Annotated in this window: 29 protein-coding genes; 25 read left to right on the plus strand and 4 right to left on the minus strand. The window is 38.3% G+C overall.

Annotation, left to right across the window (positions count from 1 at the left end):
- The first annotated feature begins 58 nt into the window (after positions 1–58).
- From NSS81_RS16440 to htpG, 4 genes are all read left to right on the plus strand, one after another.
- Positions 59–478, plus strand: coding sequence for an SRPBCC domain-containing protein (locus NSS81_RS16440; protein WP_342429752.1), 420 nt, complete (start codon positions 59–61; stop codon positions 476–478).
- Positions 479–841, plus strand: coding sequence for a metalloregulator ArsR/SmtB family transcription factor (locus NSS81_RS16445; protein ID WP_342429753.1), 363 nt, complete (start codon positions 479–481; stop codon positions 839–841).
- 113 nt (positions 842–954) lie between these two features.
- The gene (locus NSS81_RS16450) at positions 955–1,569 is read left to right on the plus strand and encodes a LysE family translocator (RefSeq protein ID WP_342429754.1); all 615 of its coding nucleotides are present in this window, start codon (positions 955–957) and stop codon (positions 1,567–1,569) included.
- Between the two features lie 136 nt (positions 1,570–1,705).
- The gene (gene htpG, locus NSS81_RS16455) at positions 1,706–3,580 is read left to right on the plus strand and encodes a molecular chaperone HtpG (protein WP_342429755.1); all 1,875 of its coding nucleotides are present in this window, start codon (positions 1,706–1,708) and stop codon (positions 3,578–3,580) included.
- A 53-nt stretch (positions 3,581–3,633) separates the two neighbouring features.
- Here the strand turns inward: htpG and NSS81_RS16460 are convergent, their stop codons facing one another.
- The 3 genes from NSS81_RS16460 to NSS81_RS16470 all read right to left on the minus strand — a co-directional run bounded on the left by NSS81_RS16460 (position 3,634) and on the right by NSS81_RS16470 (position 6,809).
- The gene (locus NSS81_RS16460; RefSeq protein ID WP_342429756.1) at positions 3,634–4,017 is read right to left on the minus strand and encodes an SET domain-containing protein; all 384 of its coding nucleotides are present in this window, start codon (positions 4,015–4,017) and stop codon (positions 3,634–3,636) included.
- Positions 4,018–4,574: 557 nt separating this feature from the next.
- Positions 4,575–6,314: an adenine deaminase gene (ade, locus tag NSS81_RS16465; protein WP_342429757.1), complete on the minus strand. Its 1,740-nt coding sequence runs from the start codon at positions 6,312–6,314 to the stop codon at positions 4,575–4,577.
- A gap of 24 nt (positions 6,315–6,338) precedes the next feature.
- The gene (locus tag NSS81_RS16470) at positions 6,339–6,809 is read right to left on the minus strand and encodes a nucleoside deaminase (protein ID WP_342429758.1); all 471 of its coding nucleotides are present in this window, start codon (positions 6,807–6,809) and stop codon (positions 6,339–6,341) included.
- Between the two features lie 259 nt (positions 6,810–7,068).
- Here NSS81_RS16470 and uraD point away from each other — a divergent pair, with 259 nt between their 5' ends.
- The 13 genes from uraD (at position 7,069) to NSS81_RS16535 (ending at position 17,780) form a co-directional block, all read left to right on the plus strand.
- The gene (uraD, locus tag NSS81_RS16475; RefSeq protein ID WP_342429759.1) at positions 7,069–7,587 is read left to right on the plus strand and encodes a 2-oxo-4-hydroxy-4-carboxy-5-ureidoimidazoline decarboxylase; all 519 of its coding nucleotides are present in this window, start codon (positions 7,069–7,071) and stop codon (positions 7,585–7,587) included.
- A 12-nt stretch (positions 7,588–7,599) separates the two neighbouring features.
- Positions 7,600–8,553, plus strand: a complete 954-nt coding sequence (gene pucL, locus NSS81_RS16480; RefSeq protein ID WP_342429760.1) for a factor-independent urate hydroxylase — start codon at positions 7,600–7,602, stop codon at positions 8,551–8,553.
- On the plus strand, positions 8,553–8,912 hold the full coding sequence (gene uraH, locus NSS81_RS16485) for a hydroxyisourate hydrolase (RefSeq protein WP_342429761.1): 360 nt from the start codon (positions 8,553–8,555) through the stop codon (positions 8,910–8,912). Before pucL ends, uraH begins: the two co-directional genes overlap by 1 nt.
- A gap of 48 nt (positions 8,913–8,960) precedes the next feature.
- Positions 8,961–10,220, plus strand: a complete 1,260-nt coding sequence (locus NSS81_RS16490) for an ArgE/DapE family deacylase (RefSeq protein WP_342429762.1) — start codon at positions 8,961–8,963, stop codon at positions 10,218–10,220.
- A gap of 136 nt (positions 10,221–10,356) precedes the next feature.
- Positions 10,357–11,298: a dipeptidase gene (locus tag NSS81_RS16495; protein WP_342429763.1), complete on the plus strand. Its 942-nt coding sequence runs from the start codon at positions 10,357–10,359 to the stop codon at positions 11,296–11,298.
- Positions 11,299–11,351: 53 nt separating this feature from the next.
- Entirely contained in the window at positions 11,352–11,582 is a 231-nt protein-coding gene (locus NSS81_RS16500) for an excisionase family DNA-binding protein (RefSeq protein WP_342429764.1), read from the plus strand.
- Positions 11,583–11,658: 76 nt separating this feature from the next.
- Positions 11,659–12,042: a DUF488 family protein gene (locus NSS81_RS16505; RefSeq protein ID WP_342429765.1), complete on the plus strand. Its 384-nt coding sequence runs from the start codon at positions 11,659–11,661 to the stop codon at positions 12,040–12,042.
- A gap of 14 nt (positions 12,043–12,056) precedes the next feature.
- A complete protein-coding gene (locus NSS81_RS16510) occupies positions 12,057–12,428 on the plus strand; it encodes a VOC family protein (RefSeq protein WP_342429766.1) in 372 nt (123 codons plus the stop codon).
- Between the two features lie 81 nt (positions 12,429–12,509).
- Positions 12,510–13,694, plus strand: a complete 1,185-nt coding sequence (locus NSS81_RS16515) for an oligoribonuclease (RefSeq protein ID WP_342429767.1) — start codon at positions 12,510–12,512, stop codon at positions 13,692–13,694.
- A gap of 144 nt (positions 13,695–13,838) precedes the next feature.
- Positions 13,839–14,369: a GNAT family N-acetyltransferase gene (locus NSS81_RS16520; protein ID WP_342429768.1), complete on the plus strand. Its 531-nt coding sequence runs from the start codon at positions 13,839–13,841 to the stop codon at positions 14,367–14,369.
- Positions 14,370–14,645: 276 nt separating this feature from the next.
- The gene (locus NSS81_RS16525; protein ID WP_342429769.1) at positions 14,646–15,902 is read left to right on the plus strand and encodes an HlyD family efflux transporter periplasmic adaptor subunit; all 1,257 of its coding nucleotides are present in this window, start codon (positions 14,646–14,648) and stop codon (positions 15,900–15,902) included.
- The gene (locus NSS81_RS16530) at positions 15,889–16,566 is read left to right on the plus strand and encodes an ABC transporter ATP-binding protein (protein ID WP_342434053.1); all 678 of its coding nucleotides are present in this window, start codon (positions 15,889–15,891) and stop codon (positions 16,564–16,566) included. The genes NSS81_RS16525 and NSS81_RS16530 overlap by 14 nt, the downstream gene beginning before the upstream one ends.
- A complete protein-coding gene (locus NSS81_RS16535) occupies positions 16,563–17,780 on the plus strand; it encodes an ABC transporter permease (RefSeq protein WP_342429770.1) in 1,218 nt (405 codons plus the stop codon). The genes NSS81_RS16530 and NSS81_RS16535 overlap by 4 nt, the downstream gene beginning before the upstream one ends.
- A gap of 83 nt (positions 17,781–17,863) precedes the next feature.
- On the opposite strand, the gene NSS81_RS16540 is transcribed toward NSS81_RS16535, so the two are convergent.
- Complete coding sequence (locus NSS81_RS16540; protein ID WP_342429771.1) at positions 17,864–18,511, minus strand: hemolysin III family protein; 648 nt, start codon at positions 18,509–18,511, stop codon at positions 17,864–17,866.
- Positions 18,512–18,643: 132 nt separating this feature from the next.
- On the opposite strand from NSS81_RS16540, the gene NSS81_RS16545 reads away from it, so the two are divergent.
- The 8 genes from NSS81_RS16545 to NSS81_RS16580 all read left to right on the plus strand — a co-directional run bounded on the left by NSS81_RS16545 (position 18,644) and on the right by NSS81_RS16580 (position 25,467).
- Positions 18,644–19,228, plus strand: coding sequence for a DUF1836 domain-containing protein (locus NSS81_RS16545; protein ID WP_342429772.1), 585 nt, complete (start codon positions 18,644–18,646; stop codon positions 19,226–19,228).
- Positions 19,229–19,391: 163 nt separating this feature from the next.
- The gene (locus NSS81_RS16550) at positions 19,392–19,844 is read left to right on the plus strand and encodes a YhcH/YjgK/YiaL family protein (protein ID WP_342429773.1); all 453 of its coding nucleotides are present in this window, start codon (positions 19,392–19,394) and stop codon (positions 19,842–19,844) included.
- Positions 19,845–19,975: 131 nt separating this feature from the next.
- Complete coding sequence (locus NSS81_RS16555; protein ID WP_342429774.1) at positions 19,976–20,887, plus strand: dihydrodipicolinate synthase family protein; 912 nt, start codon at positions 19,976–19,978, stop codon at positions 20,885–20,887.
- A gap of 4 nt (positions 20,888–20,891) precedes the next feature.
- Positions 20,892–21,530 (plus strand): SGNH/GDSL hydrolase family protein, encoded by a 639-nt coding sequence (locus NSS81_RS16560; RefSeq protein WP_342429775.1) that lies wholly within the window; start codon positions 20,892–20,894, stop codon positions 21,528–21,530.
- Between the two features lie 15 nt (positions 21,531–21,545).
- The gene (locus NSS81_RS16565; RefSeq protein ID WP_342429776.1) at positions 21,546–22,934 is read left to right on the plus strand and encodes an extracellular solute-binding protein; all 1,389 of its coding nucleotides are present in this window, start codon (positions 21,546–21,548) and stop codon (positions 22,932–22,934) included.
- Between the two features lie 82 nt (positions 22,935–23,016).
- Positions 23,017–23,892, plus strand: coding sequence for a sugar ABC transporter permease (locus NSS81_RS16570; protein ID WP_342429777.1), 876 nt, complete (start codon positions 23,017–23,019; stop codon positions 23,890–23,892).
- A gap of 12 nt (positions 23,893–23,904) precedes the next feature.
- Complete coding sequence (locus NSS81_RS16575; RefSeq protein WP_342429778.1) at positions 23,905–24,753, plus strand: carbohydrate ABC transporter permease; 849 nt, start codon at positions 23,905–23,907, stop codon at positions 24,751–24,753.
- A 24-nt stretch (positions 24,754–24,777) separates the two neighbouring features.
- Positions 24,778–25,467, plus strand: a complete 690-nt coding sequence (locus NSS81_RS16580; RefSeq protein ID WP_342429779.1) for an N-acetylmannosamine-6-phosphate 2-epimerase — start codon at positions 24,778–24,780, stop codon at positions 25,465–25,467.
- Positions 25,468–25,575: the final 108 nt, after the last annotated feature.

The raw sequence follows: 25,575 nt of genomic DNA on the forward strand, positions 1-25,575 counted from the left end.
AATCAAGAAAGTGAAACCAAATGGTTTTATATTAAAGTGAGAAAGTAGGAGAACACACATGGAAAATACATTACAAGATATTAAGAAAACCGTTGTTTTTGAAGCACCGATTCAAAAGGTTTGGGAACAAGTATCAACAGCTGAAGGAATTGCCGCATGGTTCATGCAAAATGACTTCAAACCTGAAGTGGGACATGAATTTCATTTGCAATCTCCTTTTGGTCCATCACCTTGTAAAGTAACAGAATTTGATCCTCCGAATCGACTATCATTTACATGGGATACCGACGGCTGGTTTGCTTCCTTTATTTTAAAAGAGATAGGTGACAAGACTGAATTCACACTCATTCATGGCGGCTGGAAGAAAAAAGGTGAGACCGTTGAAAAAGCAAACGAGGACGCTGCAGTCATTCGAGAAAGAATGTCCGGCGGTTGGGCTGGAATACTTGAAAGCCTTCGCAAGCTAGTGGAGAAATAAGTGTCCTTATCATCACAAAAGCATGATGTCTTTCAAGCAATAGCCGATCCAACACGGAGAAAGGTACTACAGCTACTTGCTGAACACGAATTACCTATCTCAGAGATATCTGCTCATTTTCCAATGAGTCGTACCGCAGTAGCAAAGCATCTGCAAGTCCTTTCTGAGGCAGAATTGGTCAGTGGTCGAAAGGTAGGCCGTGAGAAAATTTACCGACTCCAGCCAGAACCTTTAACAGAACTAAAACAATGGCTCTCTTTTTACGAAAAGTTCTGGGATAATAAGCTGTCGGTGCTCAAGCATTTGGTGGAAGACCATTCAGATGATGGCTTGAAAGTGATTAAGCCTGAACCTGATAAATAAAGATAAGGAAGACCGACAGATTAAGTCGGTCTTTTTTTTAGTTTTCCAGAATACAACTATTTAGAATATTGTGGTAAAATGGATGAAAAAGTAATTCTTAGGAGAGGAAAATCATGTGGGCATTTGTTTTGGTTGTACTGGTGTTATTCCTCATCCCAGGTCCAGCTGTTATTCTAACGATATCACAAACGGTAAGAGGGGGATTAAAGGGGGGAATTATCACTGGGGCAGGAATTGCAGTCGGTGATTTACTCCACACTATCGCAGCTGTTCTCGGACTTTCTGCGATTTTAATGACGTCTGCACTGGCTTTTGAACTGGTTAAATACTTAGGAGCAGCTTATTTAATTTATCTCGGAATTAAAGCATTGCTTGAAAAAGCAAAAGGGCCGGACCAGCCAGATGAGAAGGGGTTAGATTCTACTGTGTCATTTGGACAGGCGTTAGTAATTGAAGTACTTAACCCGAAAACAGCTTTATTTTTCCTAGCGTTTTTACCACAGTTCGTTAAGACAGAGGGGCCACCCGTTGTCCTTCAACTATTAACTCTGGGCTTAACCTTTGTGTTAATGAGCATACTATATACAACGCTATTAGCCTTTCTTGCCAGTTCAATTGGAAGTAGATTCTTCTCTAAAAATGGAAGGCAGTCACGCTGGCAAGGAAAGATTGTAGGAACGATCTATATTGGTCTAGGGTTACAGTTAGTTTTTCAAAGTCAAAAGTAATACAAGAGCGATACATTAGTATGTATCGCTTTAATATTGACATGACTTTGTATTTATGATAAAAAAATAGTGTCAATTAGCACTCTAAGTGGTAGAGTGCTAATTGAGGTCTTACATATTTGAAAGGAGTGTAATTATGGCAAAAAAACAGTTTAAAACAGAATCTAAAAGGTTATTAGAAATGATGATTAATTCCATTTATACACATCGTGAGGTATTTCTAAGGGAGTTAATTTCTAATGCTAGTGATGCAATTGATAAGCTCTATTACAAATCCTTAACCGATACCGCTTTAGATTTTGACAAGGAAAGCTACTTTATCAAAGTAACTGCAGACAAGGAAAACAGGATCCTGAAAATCACCGATACTGGTATTGGAATGACCAAAGAGGAAATGGAAAGTAATCTTGGAACCATTGCCAAAAGCGGCTCGTTAGCGTTTAAAAGTGAAAATGAACTGAAGGATGGTCACGACATTATTGGGCAGTTTGGTGTTGGCTTTTATGCGGCATTTATGGTGGCTGATGTTGTAACTGTGATCAGTAAAACGTTAGGCAGTGAGGAAGCTTACAAGTGGGAATCAAAGGGTGCAGAAGGATACACGATTGTGCCTTGCGAGAAGGAATCAGTAGGTACTGAAATCATTCTATCTATCAAAGAAAACTCGGAAGACGAATCGTATGATGAGTATCTGGAGGAGTACCGTTTAAAATCAATCATAAAAAAATACTCTGACTTTATTCGCTACCCTATTAAAATGGATATTTCTGGTCAAAGACCAAAAGAAGATAGCGAAAATGAATATGTAGAGTATGTTGAAGAGCAGATTATCAACAGCATGGTGCCGATTTGGCGGAAAAATAAAAGTGAACTTACTACTGAAGATTATGAGAACTTTTATAATGAAAAACACTATGGTTTTGACAAGCCGCTAAAGCATATTCATATCAGTGTGGATGGTACGATTAGATATAACTCAATTTTATATATCCCAGAGAAAACTCCGTTTGATTTTTACTCGAAGGAATATGAAAAAGGCTTAGAGCTCTATTCAAATGGCGTGTTAATTATGAGTAAGTGTGCAGATCTGCTTCCAGACTACTTTAGTTTTGTTAAAGGAATGGTTGATTCAGAGGATTTATCGCTTAATATTTCACGTGAGATGCTCCAGCATGATCGTCAACTAAAGCTGATTGCTAAAAATATCAATAAGAAAATTAAAAGCGAACTACAAAGCTTATTGAAAAATGAAAGAGAAAAGTATGAGGAATTTTATAAATCCTTTGGTCGTCAATTGAAATTTGGGGTATATAATGATTTCGGTAGCAATAAGGAAGTTTTACAAGACTTAATCATGTTCTACTCTTCTAAAGAGAAGAAACTAGTAACATTAGATGAGTATGTATCAAGAATGCCGGAGGATCAAAAGTATATCTATTACGCTTCTGGTGAATCGAATGAAAGAATTGACAAGTTGCCACAGACCGAGCTTGTAGCAGATAAAGGCTATGAAATTTTATATTTCACAGATGAAGTGGATGAGTTTGCGATTAAAATGTTAATGACCTATAAAGAAAAAGAATTTAAATCTGTCTCAAGTGGCGACTTAGGCTTTGAAGCTGATGAAAAAGATAACACGGAAGATGATTCCGAAAACAAAGAATTATTTGAGTACATGAAAGAAGTTCTTTCCGATAAAGTGAAGGCAGTAAAGGTGTCGAAGCGATTAAAATCGCACCCTGTATGCTTATCAACGGAAGGTGAAGTATCAATTGAAATGGAAAAAATCCTAGCAGCGATGCCTGATAATCAAAATATTAAGGCGGACAAGGTGTTAGAGATTAATACAAATCACGAGGTATTCCAAGCATTAAAAGATGCGTTTGCAACCGATAAACAGAAAGTAGATTTATATACAAAACTGTTATACAATCAAGCGCTATTAATTGAAGGGTTACCGATCCAAGACCCAGTTGAGTTTACAAATGATATCTGTAAAGTAATGGTATAAATAGAAAATCCACACGTAATTCACACGTGTGGATTTTTGATGTTATCAACTAATTATTCTTCTTCTTTATTGAACCATAGCGGCTCGTTGTCATCTACTTCGCCATTATAATTAATTAAAATTTCTTCGCCGGCTTTGATATCTTTATATGCAAAGAAATCAAAGGTGTGGTTTGGAAAGTTAATATCATAGACTGCATTTGGTTCATAGGAATGATTAAACAGCATGCCATATCCTAAAAGCAGTGCGGTATGATTGATCCCATACTCAAACGCGTAATCAGCAAGCAACGTTTTTTCAATATGCACATGCTCTTCATTAGGGTAAGGTATAACTGGCGCCTCATGAATCAGTTCACCTTTTTTGATATCACGTTTCGCGAATACGCCTCTATTTAACTCGCCATCGCTAAGTTTTGAAGTTTTAACCTCGATCATATTCGTCACCTATAAATTCTTTCTTTGAAGTCAATTATCTTCTTAGTTTGACAGTAAATAGTGATGAAAGCAAACATTTTCATCCATCTTATAAAAATTGGAAATTAACCAAATCAGAATATGTGTTTTTAAGGCTCTCTGAAACTTGGCTGTTGATTGGAGCTCCAGGCACTTCGCTTTCCGCGGGCAGTCCGGGAGCCTCCTCGTCGCTTCGCTCCTGCGGGGTCTCCCGTGACTTGCTCTTCCCGCAGGACATTGAATATGCTTCTTTGAATATGCACCGCACGAAGGAAATGCGGTAGCATTTTCGAGGAGTTCTTCGTGCCTTCCACTCCAATCAACAAAGTTTAAAATCAACAATTACCGTTACAATACCATTTTTAAAAAGCTATACTTTAAAAAATGTAACTTACCCACAGATTTCACATAGTTATTAACAAGTTGGTCCATTATATCCACAGTGAATCCAGTAATATCCACAGCTTCATTCAGAATATCCACAATTTTATTAACGATTTCTCGTATCGAAGATGGTTATCCACATCCGTGAGTGGAGTTTAAGGACTTTGGATGGGGATATGCTTAAACTTTGAGACTTGGAACAAACCTTTATCAGTAAGTTTAAGTTCTGGTATGACAGGAAGTGCTAAAAACGAAAGGGTTAGAAATGGGTTGAAGCGGTCATTTGCCCCTAGTTTTTTCAGGGCAAGATGAAGGTCGTTTAGACTAGAATAAACCTCATGATAGGGTCGATCGGACATTAATCCAGCGATAGGAAGCTCTAGTGAAGCAATAACTTCCCCATGATTGACTATAATCAACCCACCTTGCATGTTTTTTATCGCATTTGCGGCAACAGCCATATCATGGTCATTGGTTCCTGCAATAATAAGATTATGAGAATCATGTGCAATGGTCGTAGCAATCGCACCTGAAGTAAATCCGAGTCCTTTAACAATGCCTAACCCAATCTGGTGTGTCATATGGTGGCGTTCAATTACAGCCAGCTTTAATTGGTCAGCATCAGTGGAGGGTTGAAATAATCCCTTCTCACAAGTACGAATATCTTCAGTAATATGCCGAGTAACAAGGCTATTGGGAATGATTTCAATGATATTCGCTTTAATGGTATTTAGTGAAATATCAAATAGGTTTTTGGTCACTTCAGCAAAACGGACTGTTTTTCTTAATAAATCACTTTCAGGTTCAAGACTTCCATTCCAGTCATTAACTAACAGCCCATTTTCAATAACAATTTTCCCATCCTTATATACATCAGCAATGGCGATAGTTTTAAGGTCATCAAGAAGAATGAAATCTGCTCTGTAACCAGGTGCTATCGCCCCTTTGTCGCTAAGGCCAAAGCATTCTGCTGCATTTATTGTTGCCATTTGAATGGCTGTTATTGGTGGAATTCCGCAATCAATCGCCAACCTGACATTATGGTCGATACTGCCGTCGTGGATAAGGTCGTCTAAATGTTTATCATCCGTGACGAATAGGCAGCGCCGTGCATTCCGATCATTTACGATGGAAATTAACTTCTGTAAATCCTTGGCAACAGTACCTTCGCGTATCATCAAATACATACCTCTTTTAAGTCTTTCCTTTGCATCTGCAGCAGTCGTACATTCATGATCTGTTTGAATGCCTGCCACTTTATATACATTTAAATCTTTAGCTGTTAATCCAGCTGCGTGCCCATCAATTTTTTTCCCTGCTTGTTGGGCATGGGTTAATTTATCTAACATGTCAGGGTCAGCATGAACTACAGCTGGAAAGTTCATTACCTCTGCTAATCCAAGAACGCGGGGATGCTGATAAAAGGGTTTTAAATCTGCCGCTGTAAGAATTGCGCCTGAATTTTCAAATTCTGTGGCGGGAACACAGGAAGGGAGCATAAAGTAAAAATCAAATGGGAGGGACTCTGATGAGTCTAGCATGTATTGTATGCCAATTGTGCCTGTTACATTAGCAATTTCATGAGGATCGGCAATAACAGTAGTAACACCATGTTGGAGAAGGACTTTAGCAAATTCACTTGCTGTTATCATTGACGACTCGATATGAACATGGCCGTCAATGAAAGTTGGAGATAGATAACGGCCTTTTGCATCAATGACATTTTTTCCTTCATATTCTCCAATCCCCACAAAGTAACCATCTGAAATAGCGACATCTCCTTGAATGATTTCACCGTTAAAGACATCAATAATTTTTCCGTTTTTAATCACAGTGTCTGCAGGTTTACTGCCTGATGCAACAGAGATTCTTCTTATTAATTGATTTCTCTTCATATTTCACAACACCCTTATATAAGATTAGTATTTTATTTTTTGATTTGATTTTTCCCAGGTTCTAAACGGAATATCCCCTTGGTCAGGAAAAATCTTTTTCATGGGTATTTTACGATACTCAACAGGAAGGGAGAGTTGATCATAAATGAACTGATCATCAAACCCAATCTTTGCGGCTTCTTGTTTTGTGCAAGCATAATAAATGGCTTTAGGTCTTGCCCAATAGATGGCTCCAATGCACATTGGACAGGGCTCACAACTTGTATAGATTTCACAATCCAGGAGTTGAAAGTCATTCAAGTATTGGCAGGCGTTCCGAATGGCTTGCACCTCGGCATGTGCCGTAGGATCGTTCGTGGCTGTTACTTCATTCCGGCCGGTACCAATAATTTTTCCGTCTTTCACAACAACCGCTCCAAAGGGTCCTCCGTGGTTGGTGAGAACATTGTTGAGTGCTTCTTGGATGGCTTTTTCCATAAAATGAATATCTGTCATAAAATCTCTCCTCTTTTTTGTGTTCATTTGTGTTCCTATTATAAAAAATGAATTTGGATAATTTTAAGGTGCACGCTATTTGCCGTGTTTGATTATATGACTAAATAATAGAAACTATTTCGTCTTTTCAATTGATATGTGAGTATTTTTAGAGAGTCGAGAATATATATAGTTTTAACAAAATGATGCTGTGTATTTGGACAGCAGTTCAATTGACTGCCCATTGGGGTATCAAGGCTTTATTTGAAGGAGGGATGCTATGGCTAGCCCAAGTAGCGGTGGAGAACTTTCAATAGAAAGTATGAATCAAATGAATAGAGAGGTATTTGTGCACACCTTGGGGTGGTTGTTTGAGGATTCTCCATGGGTTGCATGGATGGCGTGGGAAAGTCTGCCGTTTACATCACGAGAAGAACTTTTACAAACAATGATAATAATTGTCCAAAAAGCAGAGGAAGGGAGAAAGTTAGCGCTGCTTCGTGCACATCCTGATTTAGGAACTAGATTACAAATGTCAGAGTGTTCCCAAAAGGAACAGGCAGGCGTAGGGCTAAATAAGCTTACCAAGGATGAATATGCCGAGTTTGTTACTCTTAATCATAACTATGTTGAAAAATTCGGATTCCCCTTTATCATGGCGGTAAAAGGTCAGAGGAAAGAGACCATTCTTGCTGCGATGAAAGATCGGGTGGGCAACACCTATGAGCAAGAATGCGCGACTGCCTTGAACGAGGTTTATAAAATTGCTAAGTTCCGCTTAAACGATACGATTCAATGAGAGGGATGTGAAATGATGAAAAGAACGATGAGCTATGGAAAAGCAGATGTCTGGGTATATCGTACGTATGCAAAACCCCTTACCGGCGTTCGAGCCATTCCTGAATCAGCATTTACTGGTCGTAACAATATCCTTTTTGGCATGAATGTTAAAGTGGCGGTTGAAGGCGATACCTTTATTTCCTCTTTCAAGGAAGGCGATAACACATTAGTTGTTGCAACCGACTCCATGAAAAATTTTATTCTCAAGCATGCAGGGGATTATGACGGACCAACACAAGAGGGGTTTCTTGAATTTGTCGGACATCGCTTTTTAGAAACCTATTCACATATGACGGGTATCAACATCTCGGGTGAGCAAATTCCCTTTGACGAACTTCCTGTGCCCACAAATGGGAGTTTTCAACCGAGTCCGCTCGTCTTTCGGTATTCATTAAATGAACAGGCTAGTGCCCAGGTGGAAGTGAAACGCAAGGATGAAGGAATCACAACAACTAATCACCTGAGCAGTTTGAAGGGATTAAAGCTAATTAAGGTACGCGGTAGTTCATTCTTTGGCTACGTGAAGGATGAATATACGACACTACCAGAATCAAATGATCGCCCCTTGTTTATCTTTTTAAATATCGAGTGGCGGTATAACAATTTGGAGGATGCAAGAGGAAATACGACAGATGGGTATGTAGGAGCAGAACAGGTAAGGGATATTGCTTATACCGTTTTTCATGAAGAAAACTCTCCTTCCATCCAAAACCTAATCTATCGAATTGGCTATAGAATACTAGAACGGTTCCCGCAATTGGCTGAGGTTCGCTTTGAATCTAATAACCGGACATGGGAAACTATTTTAGATGAAATTCCAAGCTCAGAAGAAGGGAAAGTTTTTACCGAGCCGCGTCCTCCCTATGGTTTTCAATGTTTTTCGATGACGCGTGAAGATTTGGAAAATCCGGAGGAATCGAGCTAATGGCTGGAAAGTTGACCACACATGTCCTTGATTTAAGCAGAGGAAAACCAGCTGTTGGTATTTTGGTGGAGCTATGGGAGGTAGTCACTGATAACGAGTTTACTCGTATTCAATATTGTTATACCAATGAAGATGGCAGAGTAGAGAAACCTCTCCTAGAGGGTAGCGCAATGAAAAAGGGAATCTATGAACTTCGATTCTATGTGGGTGATTATTATCATAAACGAAGAGGTTTACCCGGAGATTCTTCATTCCTAAATTGTGTACCTATTCGTTTCGGGATATCAGAACCTGCTGACCACTATCACGTGCCGCTATTACTCTCTCCAGGTGGATATAGTACCTATCGTGGAAGTTAAGGTGTGTGGATGGATACTTAAAAAATTTCTGCAAGGGGAGGGATTTTTTTGAATCATGATAAAGAAGCGCTGGTCCAATGGATTCAGGAACACCAAGAAGAAATGATTTTATTTTTAAAAAAACTAGTGCAAACCCCATCCGATAATCCTGCTGGTGACTGTTACCCGATTGCTGCTAACTTACAGCAACAGCTTTGTGAACTTGGGGTTGAGAATGTGTCGTTGGTAGAAGTGGACGAAGAGGCTGTGAAAAAGACTGGAATGATTAGTTTGGCTAATGTACTAGGGTCCACAGAATTTGGGGATGGCGAAGGCCCTAACATCGTATTAAATGCCCATGGAGATGTGGTTCCGCCAGGGTTGGGTTGGACGGTTGATCCATACGGTGGGGAAATTATTCATGGGAAAATGTATGGAAGAGGTGTGGCCGTATCGAAGTCAGATATTACCGCCTATACCTTTGCAGTCCTGGCCTTAACACAAGTAAAAATGAACCAACCGTTAAATGGGAAAGTGGATCTTGCGTTTACGTTTGATGAAGAAACGGGCGGAGACTTAGGACCAAAATGGTTATTGGATCAAGGGTATATCAAGCCCGACCAAGCTATTGTCGCTGGTTTTACGTATTCTGCTGTAAATGCTCATAATGGCTGCTTGCATTTCGAAATTAAAACCATCGGAAAGTCGGCCCATGCCGCACTCCCGCACACTGGAATCGATGCCATCGAGGCAACTTCGAAAATATTAAATGCTCTCTATGAATACCGTCACACACTCGCAAAGAAAAAATCGTCAATCCCTGGAATCGATTTTCCAACCCTGAATGTAGGACTTGTTTCAGGGGGGATTAACACCAATGTCGTCCCGGATGAGTGTATTATCAGAGTTGACCGAAGACTGATTCCAGAAGAAAACGGTGAACTAGCAGAAATGGAGTTTAGAGAATTAGTGATGCAAGTTGTTTCAGATATTCCTGGAGTAAAAGTGGAGATTCAGAAAGTCCTCCATGCGAAAAGCTATGGACCAGTACCTGAGGATACCCCATTAATCCAAGCATTGGCTGCAAACTGGCAGACGATTATGAACGAACCGGGTAAATTACCAATCAATGGGGTACCTTTATATACAGATGCCCGCCATTTTTTTGCTGCTGGAGTCCCAACGATTATGTTTGGGGTTGGTCCCAAAGTGTTAGAAGAAGCGAATGGACATCGAGCAGATGAAAATATTCGACTCGAGGATTTACAGGCGGCGACAAAAATCATTGCCTGTACTCTTTATGATTTACTGGTAAGTCAAAGAGCATAAATGTGAAAAATCGGCAGGTGAAGCAAATACTGTCGATTTTTTTGTGGAGGAATAAAACGAGAATAGCTGGTATATTTTTAAAATCGAAGAATCTCTGCTTTTATGATAAAATTTCCAATAGAGGAGTTGACCCGAAGTGAATATCATAGACCTGCATTGTGATGCGTTGCTTAAGCTGTCGGAAGGTAAAGGCAAGTTGCGTTTTGCGGATGCCCCAGAACTACAAACGAACAAAACTCGTTTACAGCTAGGGCAAGTCAAGGTACAGTGCTTTGCGATTTTTTTGGAACCAGATATTCCGTCTGATCAGAAATTTCATGCAGCACTGGAGCAAATTGATTATTTTTATAAAGAAGTACTCGGAAAAAACCCTGATATGATACATATAAAAGATTGGTCGGACTTTGATCGGCTGAAAGTCGGCCAAATTGGCGCGATGTTAACGCTAGAAGGTGTCGATGCGATAGGGAATGACCTAATGAAGCTTCGAATGCTATACCAGTTAGGTGTTCGTTCAGTGGGACTAACCTGGAACAATGCCAATCTAGCCGCTGATGGCGCCGGTGAACCTCGTGGCGGAGGGCTTACACTGTTTGGAAAGGAAATTGTTGAATTTAACAATCAGAATCATATTCTTACAGATGTATCCCACCTGAGTGATAACGGAATTTGGGAAGTCATCGAATTAGCTAAATATCCAATTGCCAGCCACTCTAATGCAAGGGCGCTTTGTCAGCATCCTCGGAACTTAACGGATGATCAAGCAGTAGCAATGTTTAAAAAGGGTGGGCTGATTCATGTCGTCTATTACCCTCCTTTTGTAAAAGAAAATGGAGAGGCAACGTTAACTGATCTTGTTAAGCATATTGACCATTTTTGTGGGCTAGGAGGAGTGAAGCAAATTGGCTTAGGATCAGATTTTGATGGAATATCAACTTTTATTTCGGGGTTAGAGGATGCCTCTAAGAGTCAAAATCTAATCAATGAATTGTTAAAGCACTTCCGTGAAGATGAGGTACGAGGCTTTGCTTTTCAAAACTTCCTGGACCATAGACCTGTTGTGGCGTATAAAGGTTAGAGCAGGGCGGATTGCGAAATAAAATGAATCTAAACACAAAGAGGAATGAGAAAATGTATTTAACAATAAAAGAAACCGCAGAATATCTGTCGATGGCAGAATCAAACGTAGAAGCTCTAATAAAACAAAAGAAAATTCGTGCCATCCATGACGGTGAAAACTACCTAATCAACAAAGAACAATTCAACACCCACCTCAAACAAATGGAAAAATACAAACACCTCGTCGAAGAACTATTAAACGAGCCCGTCCCAGAGGACATTGACATAAAAGACGAGGACTAAAAATAATTTAGTGCCTGTCACCATCCGTGTACAAACGTCCGCCTGAGGTGGACACTTCTCTTTTGGAGGTAATGATATGACAAATATTTTTCTAAAAAGAGTCTACGAGGCTTATGATGAATCAGATGGTGCTCGTATTCTTATTGACCGCTTATGGCCACGAGGGGTTTCAAAGGAAAAGGCGAGGTTAACAGATTGGTTTAAGGAAGTAGCCCCTAGCCCTGAGCTTTGTAAATGGTTTAGCCATAAGCCTGAACGGTTTGAAGAGTTTCGTGATAAATATCTAGATGAACTCCGGACTAGTGATGTGAAACTAGGTCTAATAAATCAGATCCTAATGATGGCATCAAAAGGGAAAGTCACGCTGCTCTATGGTTCAAAGGATCAAGTACATAACCAGGCACAAGTATTGTTTGCAGAACTTACAAGAATGATGGAAGAAAACAAATCAATTGGATAGAAGGGGTTATTTGTATGTCTTTTACTTTCAAAGCTATTGCTCATATTCAACTTGCTGCTCCAAAAGGAAGCGAGGATGCTGCAAGGGTATTCTTCAAGGACATCCTAGGTTTTACTGAGCTGGAAAAACCGTCGGAATTAAAAAAACGTGGTGGAGTGTGGTTTGGTTTTGGAAATTACCAAATCCATATCGGAATAGAAGAACCGTTCTCTCCAGCAAAGAAGGCACACCCTGCCATTGAAGTAGAGAATATTGAGGAATTAAAGCTGCATCTAATAAATAGTGGAGTAAACGTTATTGTAGACGGCGATTATCCTGGTGCTAATAGATTTTATACCGCTGACCCTTTTGGAAATCGGTTAGAGTTTTTAGAATGGATTGCCTAGAGGTATAGTAGAAAAAATATTATTAGCTACTATCAATAATTTTACCCTTTTGAACTCATACTACGCTCTGAGGTGAAGAACATGTATAAACTGTTGTCCCATAATGATTTGGATGGGGTAGGCTGTGGTATTTTAGCAAAGCTTGCTTTTGGGGATCAAGTGAAGGTGAGATACAATTCCGTTTCCAGTCTCGATCGTGAAGTAGAGTGGTTCCTGGAAAACGAGGCTAAGGATACATTTTTATTTATTACCGATTTATCTGTAAATCAAAAAAATGAAAAAAAGCTTGAGGCTTTTTATCAAACTGAAAAAAAAGTTCAGTTCATTGATCACCATAAAACAGCGCTCCATTTTAACGAATATGAATGGGGGCATGTTGTGATTGAAGATGAAGAAGGCAGGTTAACCTCTGCGACATCTTTATTTTATGAATATCTTCTGGGACAACAACTAATCGAGTCCTCTAAGGCGATCACCGAATTTGTCGAACTTGTCAGGCAATATGACACCTGGGAATGGGAGACAAATAATAATCAGCAAGCACAGCGACTGAATGCTCTCTTTTATTTGGTTTCAATCGAGGAATTTGAGGAAAGTATGATCAATCGTCTTAAATCCAGCGACCATTTCAAATTTGATGAATTCGAAACGAAAATCCTGGATATGGAAGAAAATAAAATTGATCGCTATATCCGTCGGAAAAGGCGGGAGCTCGTTCAGTCCCAAATAGGCGATCATTTTGCCGGCATCGTTTATGCGGAATCCTATCATTCGGAACTTGGAAATGAACTCGGTAAAGAATACCCGCATCTTGATTACATCGCCATTGTTAATATAGGTGGGAAACGACTGGGATTTCGAACCATTCATGATGATGTTGATGTGTCTGAGGTAGCTGGTCATTATGGCGGAGGCGGGCATGCAAAGGCTTCTGGCTGCTCATTAACAGAAGAGGCCTACAAGCAATTCGTGGTCGAAACATTTCACATCGAACCACTCCGGGAGGACTCGAAGCGAAATCGTTATAATGTAAAAGGATCCACATTTGGGTCATTGTATAAGAATCGTATCGATGATATCTTTTATCTTTCACCGGCAAACGAAGGTGAGTGGCTAATTGAACGAAATAACACGAAAATAGATCAGACCTTTACAAGCTTTGAAGAAGGTGAAAAATTCTTAAAAAGATATTATGAAGCCTGGCTTGAAAAAGACGATACATTTGTAAGCTACTTAATGGATGAAGTGAAGAAAGGGAATAATTGAATTCTAATGGATGTATGGGAGGAAATCATATAGGATTTCTCCCTTTTTTTATTCTTAAATATAAGTTAATTGGATAATGATGTTAATATAATAATTAAACAAAGTTAGATTACAATTTCAAGATTTGAAAGGAGCAGCGCCTTAATGAAAATTCATTTTAGCCATTTAACCAAACCTACATCAACGATTGTAGACATGTTCAATCAGTGGGAGAATGACCCCGCTCTGATTCCGTTGACTCGCCCTAATCAAAACATGGAAGATTTAGAACACCAGTGGGAAATGACCCTGGATGACCTGACAAAACGCCTGGAACACAATCAAACCTACCTGATTTATCTCGACGATCAGTTGGTTGGAGAAATGAACTATATGGTGGACCCAAGTCATCTTTATAAAAAAGAGCAAGGAACTGCCTGGATTGGGATAACAATAGGTGAGCCAGAAGGACGCGGCAAGGGGATTGGTTTTGTCGCCATTCAATATTTGGAGGAACAGATTAAACAGCAAGGTTTAAAACGTATTGAATTGGGAGTGTTTGAGTTTAATATACAAGCACAAAAGCTCTACAAGAAATTGGGCTACCAAGAAATTGGTCGGATCAAAGATTTTACCTATTGGCAGGATAAAATGTGGAATGATATTCGAATGGAGAAGTATTTAGGAGACTGTTAGACTATATTGTCACTCACTTAACTACCTCATGAGTATATGAAGATTTTGCGACTGGGTAATTTTGCTAAATTTACCATCATTTAATTTCAAAATTGACATAAAGGTGATAGAATGAATTTTTAGAAGAGTGAATTTTTTTGCTCAAAATAGAAAGAAGCAAATGGGTATTTTCTATCGTTTTCTAGATTTCCTTAAGGTAATTTGATAGTAAAAATCTACTAGACTAGATAGAAGATGGAAAAACCCAAAAAGTAGAGATTATAGGGGGATACAAGGGTGAAGAAAAAGAAGTTGTGGATTTGGATTGGCTCTGTAGTTGGAGTACTTGTCCTGGGGGTGGCGGCAACGATCACTTTTGGAATGTTTAATAAAAATGTGAATGTGACGGGCGACGAACTGAATGAAATGGGTGTAACTGTACAAAAAGCAAGCGAGCAGGAATTAATTGAGAGCATACTGGTGACAGGTCAAATTGTCCCAGAGAGTGAACAAAAGGTATTTTTAGAGCCAGAAAAAGGTGTAATTAGTGAATACAAAGTTACAGAAAATCAGACAGTAAAGGCTGGAGAACCTTTATTTGTTTACGATTCTTCTAAACTAGAAGTTGAGCTTAGCAGAGCAAAACGTGAAAATGAGCTAATTGAAAGTAGAGGAAAAACCGAGCAAAGCCAAATTTCAGAATTGAACAAGCGAATGGCAGATATGAAAAAGAAAATGGAGACACAAAAAACTAGTACTGTACACATTGAATCAGAAGGAGCAGAGGAACCAAAAGAACCACAAGTCACACAGGAAGATTTGAATCAACTTACGAATGAAAAGATTCAATTGGAAATGCAATATGAGAATACAAAAGCAGAAATTTCGTCGGCAAGTGAGCAAATCACAGAAATAACCACACGGATAAAGGATATGACTGTTGTTAGTAAAATTGATGGAATAATTGTGAAAATTAATCAAAACATAGCAAATACTGAAACTGGGTCCAATGAGTCAGTAGTTCATATTATTTCAAGTCAGCCCTATAAGGTTATTGGGACAATGAGTGAATTTGATGCTGTAAAGATTAAACAGGGACAAGCAGTCGTTGTCCGCCCAAAGGTTTTTAAAGATAGAGAATGGAAGGGTTCAGTTGAATCTGTTAGCCAATTTCCAAATGAAGCAGGAGGCGGTGGCGAAGAATTTGGTGGCATGGGAGGCGGCAGCGTAACAATGTACCCTTTCAAGGTGGCCATAACCGACGACACATCTGAGTTGCGTCAAGGCTTTCATGTTTCTTTAGAAATAAAAATAGGCGGAGGAGAAAAACATCTTGTCGTTCCACATATGGCATTAATCGATCAGGAAGGTATGAGTGTTGCTTATGTATTGACGGACGGAAAATTAGAAAGACGAGAAGTGAAAAAGGGCTCAATGAATGATGAATTTATAGAGATAACTGAAGGCGTAAACCTAGGTGAACTAGTTGTAATTACACCAAATGATGGAATGCATGATGGAATGGAAGTGACCTCCTTTGATGAAGTTGACTGAGATTACCAAGGTTTATCGAAATGGGTCATTAGAGGTTCCAGTACTGCATGGGATTAATTTAACCATAGAGGATGGTGAATTTGTTGCCATCATGGGTCCATCGGGTTCTGGGAAATCAACCCTTATGAATATTATTGGATTTTTAGACTACCCCTCGGAGGGTGAGTTTGTATTAAACGATGAAAAAATAGGTTTGGCAAAAGAGAAAAAGCTAGCGAGGTTAAGAAATGAACATGTTGGTTTCGTCTTCCAACAATTTTTCTTACTTCCGAAATTCAATGCATTGAAAAATGTAGAATCACCCCTTATTTATGCGGGTGTATCTAAACGTGAAAGAACGGAAAGAGCAAAAGAAATGCTTGAAAAGGTCGGGCTGGAGGACCGGATGAAGCATTTGCCAAGTGAATTGTCAGGTGGTCAAAAGCAACGGGTTGCGATTGCTCGGGCACTTGTCAATAATCCATCAATTATCTTGGCAGATGAACCAACTGGTGCTCTTGATTCACAAACAAGTAAACAAATTATGGAGCTATTGGTCCAACTTAATCAAGAAGGCAAGACCGTTATTATCGTTACCCATGAAGAGGAAATTGCTGCTTATACAAAAAGAATAATCACGCTAAGGGATGGTTTGATTACGAATGATCGGAGGATAACATCATGAGTTTGTGGGAGAGCTTCAAAGTAGCATTATCCTCAATTATGAATCACAAGGTTCGTTCAATTTTAACCATGCTTGGCATTATTATCGGTGTTGCAGCTGTTATTATAATTGTAGCGATTGGACAAGGTGCAAAGTCAAAAATGACGGAACAATTATTTAGCACTGATAAAAATGCGGTTGAAATTTTCTATGAGCAACTTCCGCCTGAAGACGGATCAGAAATGGAAATGGACATGTATTGGGAGATGCCTACACTAACGACCACAGACTTGGAGATACTTGCAGAGGTTCCTGGTGTAAAAGCAGTAATAGGCACAAACCAAGGATGGGGTACGCTATTACATAACGAAAACCAAGGTGATATGCAAATAACAGGTGTTGGTGAGGATTTTTTTAGTGCTAGAAATATACAGGTAGTTGAAGGACGTGCGATAAATTCTAGAGATAATGACAGCCTAAGTCGTATAACGATGATTGACACAGTTGCAAGGAAGAAGTTTTTTAAAGAGAATGACGAGGTGATCGGTGAGATCATTGACCTAAACGGGAATCCATACAAAGTTGTAGGTGTGTATGAGTCACCGATTCCTGAACAATTCCGAAATAATGAAACTGGCGAAATGCTTATGCCTAGGGCAGTTATTTCGATGATGTTTGGAAACATGGAAATTGAAAGCTTGTCGATTATAGCAAGTGATCCGGAAAAGATTTCAGAGACTGGTAGACGAGCCGCAGATACACTTACTAGCAGTAAAAAGCTTGAAAACGGGATGTATAATATACATGACTTTTCAGAGTATGAAAAAGAAGTAGATACGGTCTTAACATTGATGACCTTGGTCATTGGAAGTATTGCGGGTATCTCATTATTGGTCGGGGGTATCGGGGTAATGAATATTATGCTTGTTTCGGTAACGGAAAGAACAAGGGAAATAGGACTTCGGAAAGCAATTGGAGCAACGAGAGGAAGAATACTATTGCAGTTTCTCATCGAGTCTGCAACTTTAACGGCACTAGGAGGAATTTTTGGAATTGGATTAGCAATTATTGGGGCATTACTTGTTTCAAAGCTATCCCCGATTACAGCAACAGTAAGCCCAATTGTGGTGATTATTGGTGTTGGTTTTTCTGCCCTAATCGGAATTATCTTTGGGATTCTTCCAGCGAACAAAGCATCTAAGCTTAGTCCAATTGACGCTTTAAGATATGAATAGTGAATGGATTACAAACCAATAGAGCCAGGCAGGATAAAATTGCCTGGCTCTTGTAGTTCACTAAATTATCATTAAACTATCCATTAAATTACAAATAGATACACACATAAGAAATGGGACAAGCTCCCGAGCAGGATAAAAATATGGAAAATTTCATGGAAACCCATGTATTTTGATTGTAAAAATTTTGGTTTCGCCCCGTAAATGATGCCCCCGAGTGTATAGAAAATACCTCCAAGTGCGAGTAAGAATAAGCCGGTTGGGTTCATGCTGCCTGCAAGTGGAGGGAAGACAAAAACAATCATCCAGCCCATCGCAAGATACATAGCTGTTGAAATCCAACGCGGGCAATTGAACCAGACCATTTTAAATATAATCCCACTTAATGCGACCGCAGCAATAATTGAAAATAGAAGGTTACCGATGGTTCCATTTAAGCTGATAAAGCAAAAAGGAGTATAGGTTCCGGCAATAAGCAGAAAAATCATTGAATGATCGAGACGTCTTAAAAAGGCAATCACATGATCTTTTGCCATCACCATATGATAGGTTGCCGAAGCAGAATAAAGCAGAATCATACTGACACCGAAGATGATGACAGCGGTTATTGCCAGTGCCGATGAAGTGGTTGTAGAAACTTTAATCAGCATCGCTAGGAGACCAACAAACGATAAAATGGCTCCAGCCAAATGGGTGAGTCCATTAATTGGTTCACGAATGTAATTGTGCATTAATAAATACCTCCATCATCACATGTAGTTTTGATAACTACATATAATAATACAAGCAAAATGTCATCTGGTCAATAATTAATTTCTTCGATATAATAGAATTTATCTACTACTAAGAACGAGGTTTTGCTGATGGAAAATATCAATGAGATTATCGAAAAGCTGGGCTTAGAAACAAACCTGGCATTGGAAGAAATTCCAAATATTGATTTATATATGGACCAAGTAATTCAATTATTTGAAAATAAGTTTTCTGAATCAAGAAGGAATCCTGAGGAAAAGGTTTTAACGAAAACAATGATTAATAATTATGCTAAAGGGAAGCTCGTTTTTCCAATACATAATAAAAAATATTCTAAAGAGCATTTGATTTTGATGAGTATTATTTACCAGCTTAAAGGAGCACTTTCCATTAATGATATTAAAATTACCCTTGATGGGATAAATAAAAAAGTAGTTAAAGAGGATATCAATTTGGAATCCTTTTACAATGGCTATCTAAAACTGACAAATAAAAATGTATCTGACTTTAAAGAGGATATTGATTCCCGAATTAATATGGTGAAGGATGAATCTCTTGAGGATGGTAACTCACCTGATTTAGAACATGTACTTATGATTTCGTCACTCGTTCATATGAGTAACTTATATCGTAGAGTTGCCGAAAAGCTAGTTGATGAAATAGTTGTTGAAAAAGAAGTTAAGCGCCAAAGATAATTCTTGGGCGCTTTTTTTATTGATTAGAAAACAAAATGTAATGGGGGAAATTTCTTTCATTAATTAATAAAGTAGCGGAAATTATTTACCGAAGTCTATTAGTATGATATATTTTCATTGAAAGCGTTTTAAAAGGGTAATCAACCTAGGGAGGTCTACAATTATGATAGTTGATCATATTAGTCATTACGATTTATACAAAGGCCAAAATGAAAAGGTCGATAAAGCAATCAAATATATTAAAACTGCGAATTTTGCAGAATTAGAGAAAGGCATGCACGGGGTTGATGGAGATGAGATTTTTTTCAACCTTATTGAATACGAAACAAAAACGGTTGAAGAACGATTTTGGGAGTCACACAAGAAATATATCGATATTCATTTTCTATTGGAAGGAGAGGAATTCGTAGGACATGAGTTGTTTGAAAGAATGGAATTAAAAGAGAATTACAATGAAGCTGACGATTTTTTCCTTTTAGAAGGTAAAATACATTCAAAAATAAAGCTGCAAAAAGGTGATTTCATGATTTGTTTTCCCGACGATGCTCATATGACCGGAATAAAAGTAGGCGAATCGATAAATGTAAGGAAGGTTGTATTTAAAGTAAAGCTTTAAATACAATCAAAAATGTTGGAGATTTTTTTCAAAAGTTATGAAAGTGGCGAAAATAATTTACAAAATGTTATTAATATGATATATTTTGTTTGTAAACGCTAACATCAAATTAATCTTAGGTGGCGAAAATAATGATTTCGGATAAATTTAAAGGTATATTTCCAGCTTTCTATGCTTGCTATGATGATTTAGGAGAAGTGTCAGAGGAAAGAACGCATGCACTTGCTCACTATCTCCTCGAAAAGGGTGTACAGGGACTTTATGTAGGTGGAAGCTCTGGTGAATGTATTTATCAAAACCTTGAGGAAAGAAAAGCTACATTAAAATATGTATCTGAAGCTGTACGCGGGAAACTAACTTTAATTGCCCATGTCGGTGCACCATCAACCAGAGATAGTGTTGCTTTAGCAGAATATGCTGGTGAACTAGGCTATGATGCATTGTCTGCGATTCCACCAATCTATTTTAAGCTTCCTGAAAGCTCAATTTTTAACTATTGGACCAGCATTATGGAATCAACGGATCTACCATTTATTATTTACAATATCCCGCAAACTACAGGTTACAGTCTTTCACTAACGTTGTATAAAAAGCTGTTAGAGAATCCAAAGGTTATCGGCGTTAAGAATTCCTCCATGCCTGTAATGGATATTGAACGTTTCAAGGCTGCTGGCGGAGACAATATTATTGTATTTAATGGACCGGATGAGCAGTATGTTTCTGGTAGATTAATAGGCGCAGATAGCGGCATAGGCGGTACATATGCGGCAATGCCAGAGCTGTTATTAAAAGCAGAAGAGTATGTGTCTTCTGGAAATTTTACTGATGCAAGAAGAATTCAACATGATATTACTGACATCATTATTTCTCTATGTTCCCTTAATGGCAATATGTATTCCGCTATTAAAGAAGTATTAAAATTAAATGGAGTAAATGTTGGCAGTGTAAGAGCACCTTTAGAACCAGTAACAGGGGAAGATTTAAATAAAGTTGCAGAAATTAAAGCTATGATCGATACGGCCATTTTAAAGTACGGAAGGTAATAAGATGAAAAGAAGAATCATTTGCTTTGGCGACTCGAATACCTGGGGCTATGATGCTAAAACACAGGAAAGATTCCCTGAAGGAGTTAGGTGGACCTCACTATTAGCTGAATTATTAGGTGAGGAGTTTCAGGTAGTGGAGGAAGGACTATCAGGAAGAACGAGTGTTGTAGATGATCCGCTATTTGAAGGGCTAAATGGATACAATTACTTACACCCATGTTTGATGAGTCACTCCCCATTAGAGCTTGTGGTTATTATGCTTGGTACAAATGATACAAAAGAAAGATTTAATTTGACCGCCCATAATATCGCTCAGGGAATTGCCAGACTATCAGATAAGGCTAAGAAGACGCCAGCTGGATTAAAAGGTTCATTTTCCAAAGTATTGGTCATAGCGCCCCCTCCAATTGGTAAAGAGTATTTCGATACAGAAATAGGAAAATCAATGGGACGGAATTGTGACACCAAGTCATTGGAAATGCCAAGCTACTTAAAGGAATTATTGGAGCTCCAAGGTACAGAATTTCTTGATACAAAGGAATTAGTTCAGATGAATACCATTGACTATATGCATCTTGATGAGGAAGGTCACAAGCTTTTATCAAAGCTTGTCTTCAATAAAATAAAAACTATTATATAAAAAGGGGAGAAAAGAATGTTTAAAAAACGTTTTCTAGTTTTGATAATCGCCGTGTTTTTAATTTTAGCTGGATGTACTGGAAAAGACGCTGCCAAATCTGATGATGATTCAAAATCGAAAGATAAAGTGGAAATTTCACTTTGGCTGACACCACAATGGAAAGGAGCTATGGACCCTTCAGAAGATGGAGCGGACTATGACAGTTTCTTTAAACATGCTGCAGAGAAGTTTTCTGATCAATACAAGGAACATGATGTAAAGGTAAATGTACAGGTAGTTGCTGGGGATCAGCGCGATGAATTGCTAAACGTTAACCTAAATGGCGGCACTCCTCCGGATATTTTCTTTGAAAGCGTTTTTGCAATGGGCGACTACGCACATAGAGGCGCGCTTGTGCCATTAAATGACATTGTTGATGATGAAGCTAAGAAGGATATTTCACAAAATTACTGGGATAGTGTAACTTTCGGTGACGATGTCTACTTCTATCCATTCTCACATATGCCAGGTACTTTAGCCTACAATGCAGATATGTTCAAGGCTGCAGGTCTTGAGGAATATCTTGGCGGCGAAAATGAAATTAAAACTTGGTCTCTTGCAGACTATGAAAAAATCCTTAAGACATTAAAGTCAGATCTTCCTAAAGATAAGTACTCAAATGCATTTCCAATGGCATTATATGCTCTGAATAATCAGGGAGATACTTGGAACCTTGCTTATTTAAGAATGTTTGGCAATGAGTTCTTTGATGACAAGGGAAATCTTGTAATTGATGATGCGAAAGGTGAAAAGGCTGCAGCATGGATGAAGAAGATTTATGACGAGGGATTAACAAACCCTGGTGTTGAATCTGTATCTTCAAACGATTCAAATGCAATGTTCCAAAATCAGCAGCTTGCAATCAGCTTCACAAACTCAGTTTTATTTAATAATGCAAAAGCAGATATGGAAAGCGGGAAAGCTCCGAAATTTGATTTAAGACTTGCTAACATCCCATCTGAAAGTGGAGATCCGCTAACTTTCACTTATGTAACTGGAGCAGCAGTATTTAATACTCAAGATGAAACAAGAATGAAGGTTAGTAAGGATTTTGTGAAATTCTTCTCGACTGACCCTGAATTAGTAAAAGCTTCTAAGAATGGTGTTCCGGTCAGAACATCTGTAGCAGAAGAGTTCAAGGCAGAAAAGCCTTTATTTGAAGCATACGATAAAAATGCTCAGTATATGTTTAACTTCACTGGAAACGTACCAGGATACAGCCAATTAAGACAAGTTCTTTATCCTGAACTCCAAGCTCTTTACACTGGTCAAAAGACAGCTGCAGAGGCTGTAAAGGATTACCAAAAGAATGGTAATAAAGTGATTGAAGAAGCAAAAGCAGATTCAGTAATTTTTAATAAATAGCCCTACATGTGTCAATGACTTATGGCTTCCTTAATCCCTTTCTTAGGGTTTAAGGAAGTCATAGAAAGGTAAGGGGAAACCAATGAGAATCAAAGGGAAATCTTTAAAAGAAAATTTAACGGGATATTTGTTTATAGCCCCCCAATTGTTACTATTTCTTGTATTTGTCGTTTATCCAATTTTTGAAGGTATTAGATTGAGTTTATACAAAATCAACTATCAACAAGAAACATTTATCGGTTTTGAAAACTATAGCAGATTATTTGCAGATGATGTATTTGTAAAATCTACTCTTAACACTGTTATTTTTGTCATACTCATTGTGGCATTAACCGTTGTCTTTGCTCTCTTCGTTTCAGCATCTATTTTTGATAAAAATGCAAAATACGTGTCCTTCATCAGGGGCAGTTATTATATTCCTGTTATGGTTTCCATGGTTGTAATGAGTATGATATGGAGCTTCCTCTTAAATCCTGCCAATGGACTTATCCCGTATGCAGCAAGGCAAATGGAAATGGCATCGGTTAATTTCTTGGGTGATACCACCCTTGTATTGCCAGTCATTATATTCATTACATTTGCAACAAACGTTGGTTCAGCAATTATTCTTTACATTGCTGCGATGATTGGTGTACCTAAGGATGTTTTTGAAGCAGCAGAAATCGATGGTGCAAGCAGGCTCAAAGTCATATTTAAAATTCTTATTCCAATGGTTAAGCCTACCACAATCTATATTATTATAATGAACATTATTGCCGTATTGAAGATATTTGTCGTCATTCAGCTTTTAACAGGAGGCGGACCGAACAACGCGTCTACAACACTGATGTATTTTCTATATAATAACGCCTTTAAATACAATCAGCTTGGTATTGCTTCAGCTGTTGGTGTGATTATGTTCCTAATTGCATTAGTATTATCTATTCCACAGTTAAGAGCGATGTTTAAGAAGGATTAGGGGATGATGGGTATGTTTGGAAGAAGAAATAAAAATAAGAAAAAGTTAGAAAAAATTGACATTATATTTAATGGTTTAGTCATTTTCTTTGCAGCTCTAAACCTGTTCCCTCTTTACTGGCTCTTTACAAGTTCCTTAAAGAACAGCTCAGATGTTGTGAAAATGCCGCCGGATTGGTTTCCCAAATCAATTACCTTTTCCAACTATGTAGATGTTTTTAATAATCAGCCAGCCTTTAGATGGGCGTTTAATAGTATCGTTGTATCGCTAGTTTCCACTATCGCACTTATTATCGTAAGCTGCCTTGCGGCTTATGCCTTTTCAAAACTTAGGTTTAGAGGTAGAAATGTTATATTTATCATTTTTATTTCTAGTTTAATGGTTCCTAAAGAAGTGATGATTGTCCCATTATTTAGGATTATCCAAGATTTTGGCATGGTTAATAGTCTTAACGGCATGATTTGGCCAAATGTTGCCACTGCCTTCGGAGTATTCATGATGAAAGGCTTCTTTGATAGCATTCCAGACTCATTAAGAGAATCGGCAAAAATTGATGGAGCAAGTGAATTTACAGTTTTCTATAAGATTATGATGCCGATGGTGAAACCAGGTATTGGTGCTTTATTTATCCTGAATTTTGTTCAAGTTTGGAATGACTATTTATGGCAGCTAGTAGTTGGACAGGATGAGAGTTCGAAAACTCTTATGGTAGGTATTGCAACGCTAATGCAGGACTTGAATCCAAATTTTGCTTACAAGATGGCTGGAGCTACAGTTGCTGCTATTCCAATGCTCGTTATCTTTATCTTCTTCCAAAAGTACTTTACTAGCGGAATTTCGATTGGGGCAGTCAAGGAATAAATTTTCAACTTGGAGATGTATAAAATGAATAACAAAGATAGCGTTTTTGAACAAATAAAAGGAAAACTGATTGTTTCATGTCAAGCACTTGAGGAAGAGCCTCTTCATAGCCCCTTGATTATGGGGAAAATGGCTTATGCAGCTATGCTTGGCGGGGCTAGCGGTATTAGAGCCAATAGTGTTGAGGATATTCGGGAAATTAAAAAGACGGTTAATCTGCCAATAATCGGGATTATCAAAAAAGATTATGAAGGCTTTGATGTCTTTATCACTCCAACAATTAATGAAATTGAACTTCTTTATAATGAAGGAGTGGATATTATAGCATTAGATGCTACCAAAAGGATTAGGCCTGATGGAAAGACAATTAGTGAAGTTTTCCCTATGATAAGAGAAAAGTATAAAAATCAACTCTTTATGGCTGATTGTTCAACCTATGATGAAGCCGTTGAAGCATATAAATTAGGGTTTGATTGTGTGGGAACGACTCTAAGTGGTTACACGGAATATACAAAGGGAACTGAATTACCAGATGTCGGATTAATTGAACGAATGGTGAAGGAGCTTCCCATTCCAATTATTGCAGAGGGTGGTATCTGGACTCCAGAGGATCTTAAGTGTGTTTTTGAACTAGGGGTGCATACTGCCGTAGTTGGTACTGCAATAACAAGACCGATGGAAATTACAAAAAGATTTATCAGTGCAATAAGTTAATAGTAATAAAATCTTTTTAGTAGAAATGAAGAATTTTTTCTTAAAATAAATCCCCGAGATTCAGTTCTTGTGGGATTTATTCTACCTTAAATGATTGGTAAAAAGGGT

Origin of the sequence: Neobacillus sp. FSL H8-0543, from assembly GCF_038592905.1 — a bacterium.
GTDB lineage: Bacteria > Bacillota > Bacilli > Bacillales > Cytobacillaceae > Neobacillus.

Excerpts from the sequence above, each read along its gene's own strand:
- NSS81_RS16440 (WP_342429752.1), top strand. The coding sequence starts at position 59 with ATGGAAAATACATTACAAGATATTAAGAAAACCGTTGTTTTTGAAGCA.
- NSS81_RS16450 (WP_342429754.1), top strand. The coding sequence starts at position 955 with ATGTGGGCATTTGTTTTGGTTGTACTGGTGTTATTCCTCATCCCAGGT.
- htpG (WP_342429755.1), top strand. The coding sequence starts at position 1,706 with ATGGCAAAAAAACAGTTTAAAACAGAATCTAAAAGGTTATTAGAAATG.
- NSS81_RS16460 (WP_342429756.1), bottom strand. The coding sequence starts at position 4,017 with ATGATCGAGGTTAAAACTTCAAAACTTAGCGATGGCGAGTTAAATAGA.
- ade (WP_342429757.1), bottom strand. The coding sequence starts at position 6,314 with ATGAAGAGAAATCAATTAATAAGAAGAATCTCTGTTGCATCAGGCAGT.
- NSS81_RS16470 (WP_342429758.1), bottom strand. The coding sequence starts at position 6,809 with ATGACAGATATTCATTTTATGGAAAAAGCCATCCAAGAAGCACTCAAC.
- uraD (WP_342429759.1), top strand. The coding sequence starts at position 7,069 with ATGGCTAGCCCAAGTAGCGGTGGAGAACTTTCAATAGAAAGTATGAAT.
- pucL (WP_342429760.1), top strand. The coding sequence starts at position 7,600 with ATGATGAAAAGAACGATGAGCTATGGAAAAGCAGATGTCTGGGTATAT.
- uraH (WP_342429761.1), top strand. The coding sequence starts at position 8,553 with ATGGCTGGAAAGTTGACCACACATGTCCTTGATTTAAGCAGAGGAAAA.
- NSS81_RS16500 (WP_342429764.1), top strand. The coding sequence starts at position 11,352 with ATGTATTTAACAATAAAAGAAACCGCAGAATATCTGTCGATGGCAGAA.
- NSS81_RS16505 (WP_342429765.1), top strand. The coding sequence starts at position 11,659 with ATGACAAATATTTTTCTAAAAAGAGTCTACGAGGCTTATGATGAATCA.
- NSS81_RS16510 (WP_342429766.1), top strand. The coding sequence starts at position 12,057 with ATGTCTTTTACTTTCAAAGCTATTGCTCATATTCAACTTGCTGCTCCA.
- NSS81_RS16515 (WP_342429767.1), top strand. The coding sequence starts at position 12,510 with ATGTATAAACTGTTGTCCCATAATGATTTGGATGGGGTAGGCTGTGGT.
- NSS81_RS16520 (WP_342429768.1), top strand. The coding sequence starts at position 13,839 with ATGAAAATTCATTTTAGCCATTTAACCAAACCTACATCAACGATTGTA.
- NSS81_RS16530 (WP_342434053.1), top strand. The coding sequence starts at position 15,889 with ATGAAGTTGACTGAGATTACCAAGGTTTATCGAAATGGGTCATTAGAG.
- NSS81_RS16535 (WP_342429770.1), top strand. The coding sequence starts at position 16,563 with ATGAGTTTGTGGGAGAGCTTCAAAGTAGCATTATCCTCAATTATGAAT.
- NSS81_RS16540 (WP_342429771.1), bottom strand. The coding sequence starts at position 18,511 with ATGCACAATTACATTCGTGAACCAATTAATGGACTCACCCATTTGGCT.
- NSS81_RS16545 (WP_342429772.1), top strand. The coding sequence starts at position 18,644 with ATGGAAAATATCAATGAGATTATCGAAAAGCTGGGCTTAGAAACAAAC.
- NSS81_RS16550 (WP_342429773.1), top strand. The coding sequence starts at position 19,392 with ATGATAGTTGATCATATTAGTCATTACGATTTATACAAAGGCCAAAAT.
- NSS81_RS16555 (WP_342429774.1), top strand. The coding sequence starts at position 19,976 with ATGATTTCGGATAAATTTAAAGGTATATTTCCAGCTTTCTATGCTTGC.
- NSS81_RS16560 (WP_342429775.1), top strand. The coding sequence starts at position 20,892 with ATGAAAAGAAGAATCATTTGCTTTGGCGACTCGAATACCTGGGGCTAT.
- NSS81_RS16565 (WP_342429776.1), top strand. The coding sequence starts at position 21,546 with ATGTTTAAAAAACGTTTTCTAGTTTTGATAATCGCCGTGTTTTTAATT.
- NSS81_RS16570 (WP_342429777.1), top strand. The coding sequence starts at position 23,017 with ATGAGAATCAAAGGGAAATCTTTAAAAGAAAATTTAACGGGATATTTG.
- NSS81_RS16575 (WP_342429778.1), top strand. The coding sequence starts at position 23,905 with ATGTTTGGAAGAAGAAATAAAAATAAGAAAAAGTTAGAAAAAATTGAC.
- NSS81_RS16580 (WP_342429779.1), top strand. The coding sequence starts at position 24,778 with ATGAATAACAAAGATAGCGTTTTTGAACAAATAAAAGGAAAACTGATT.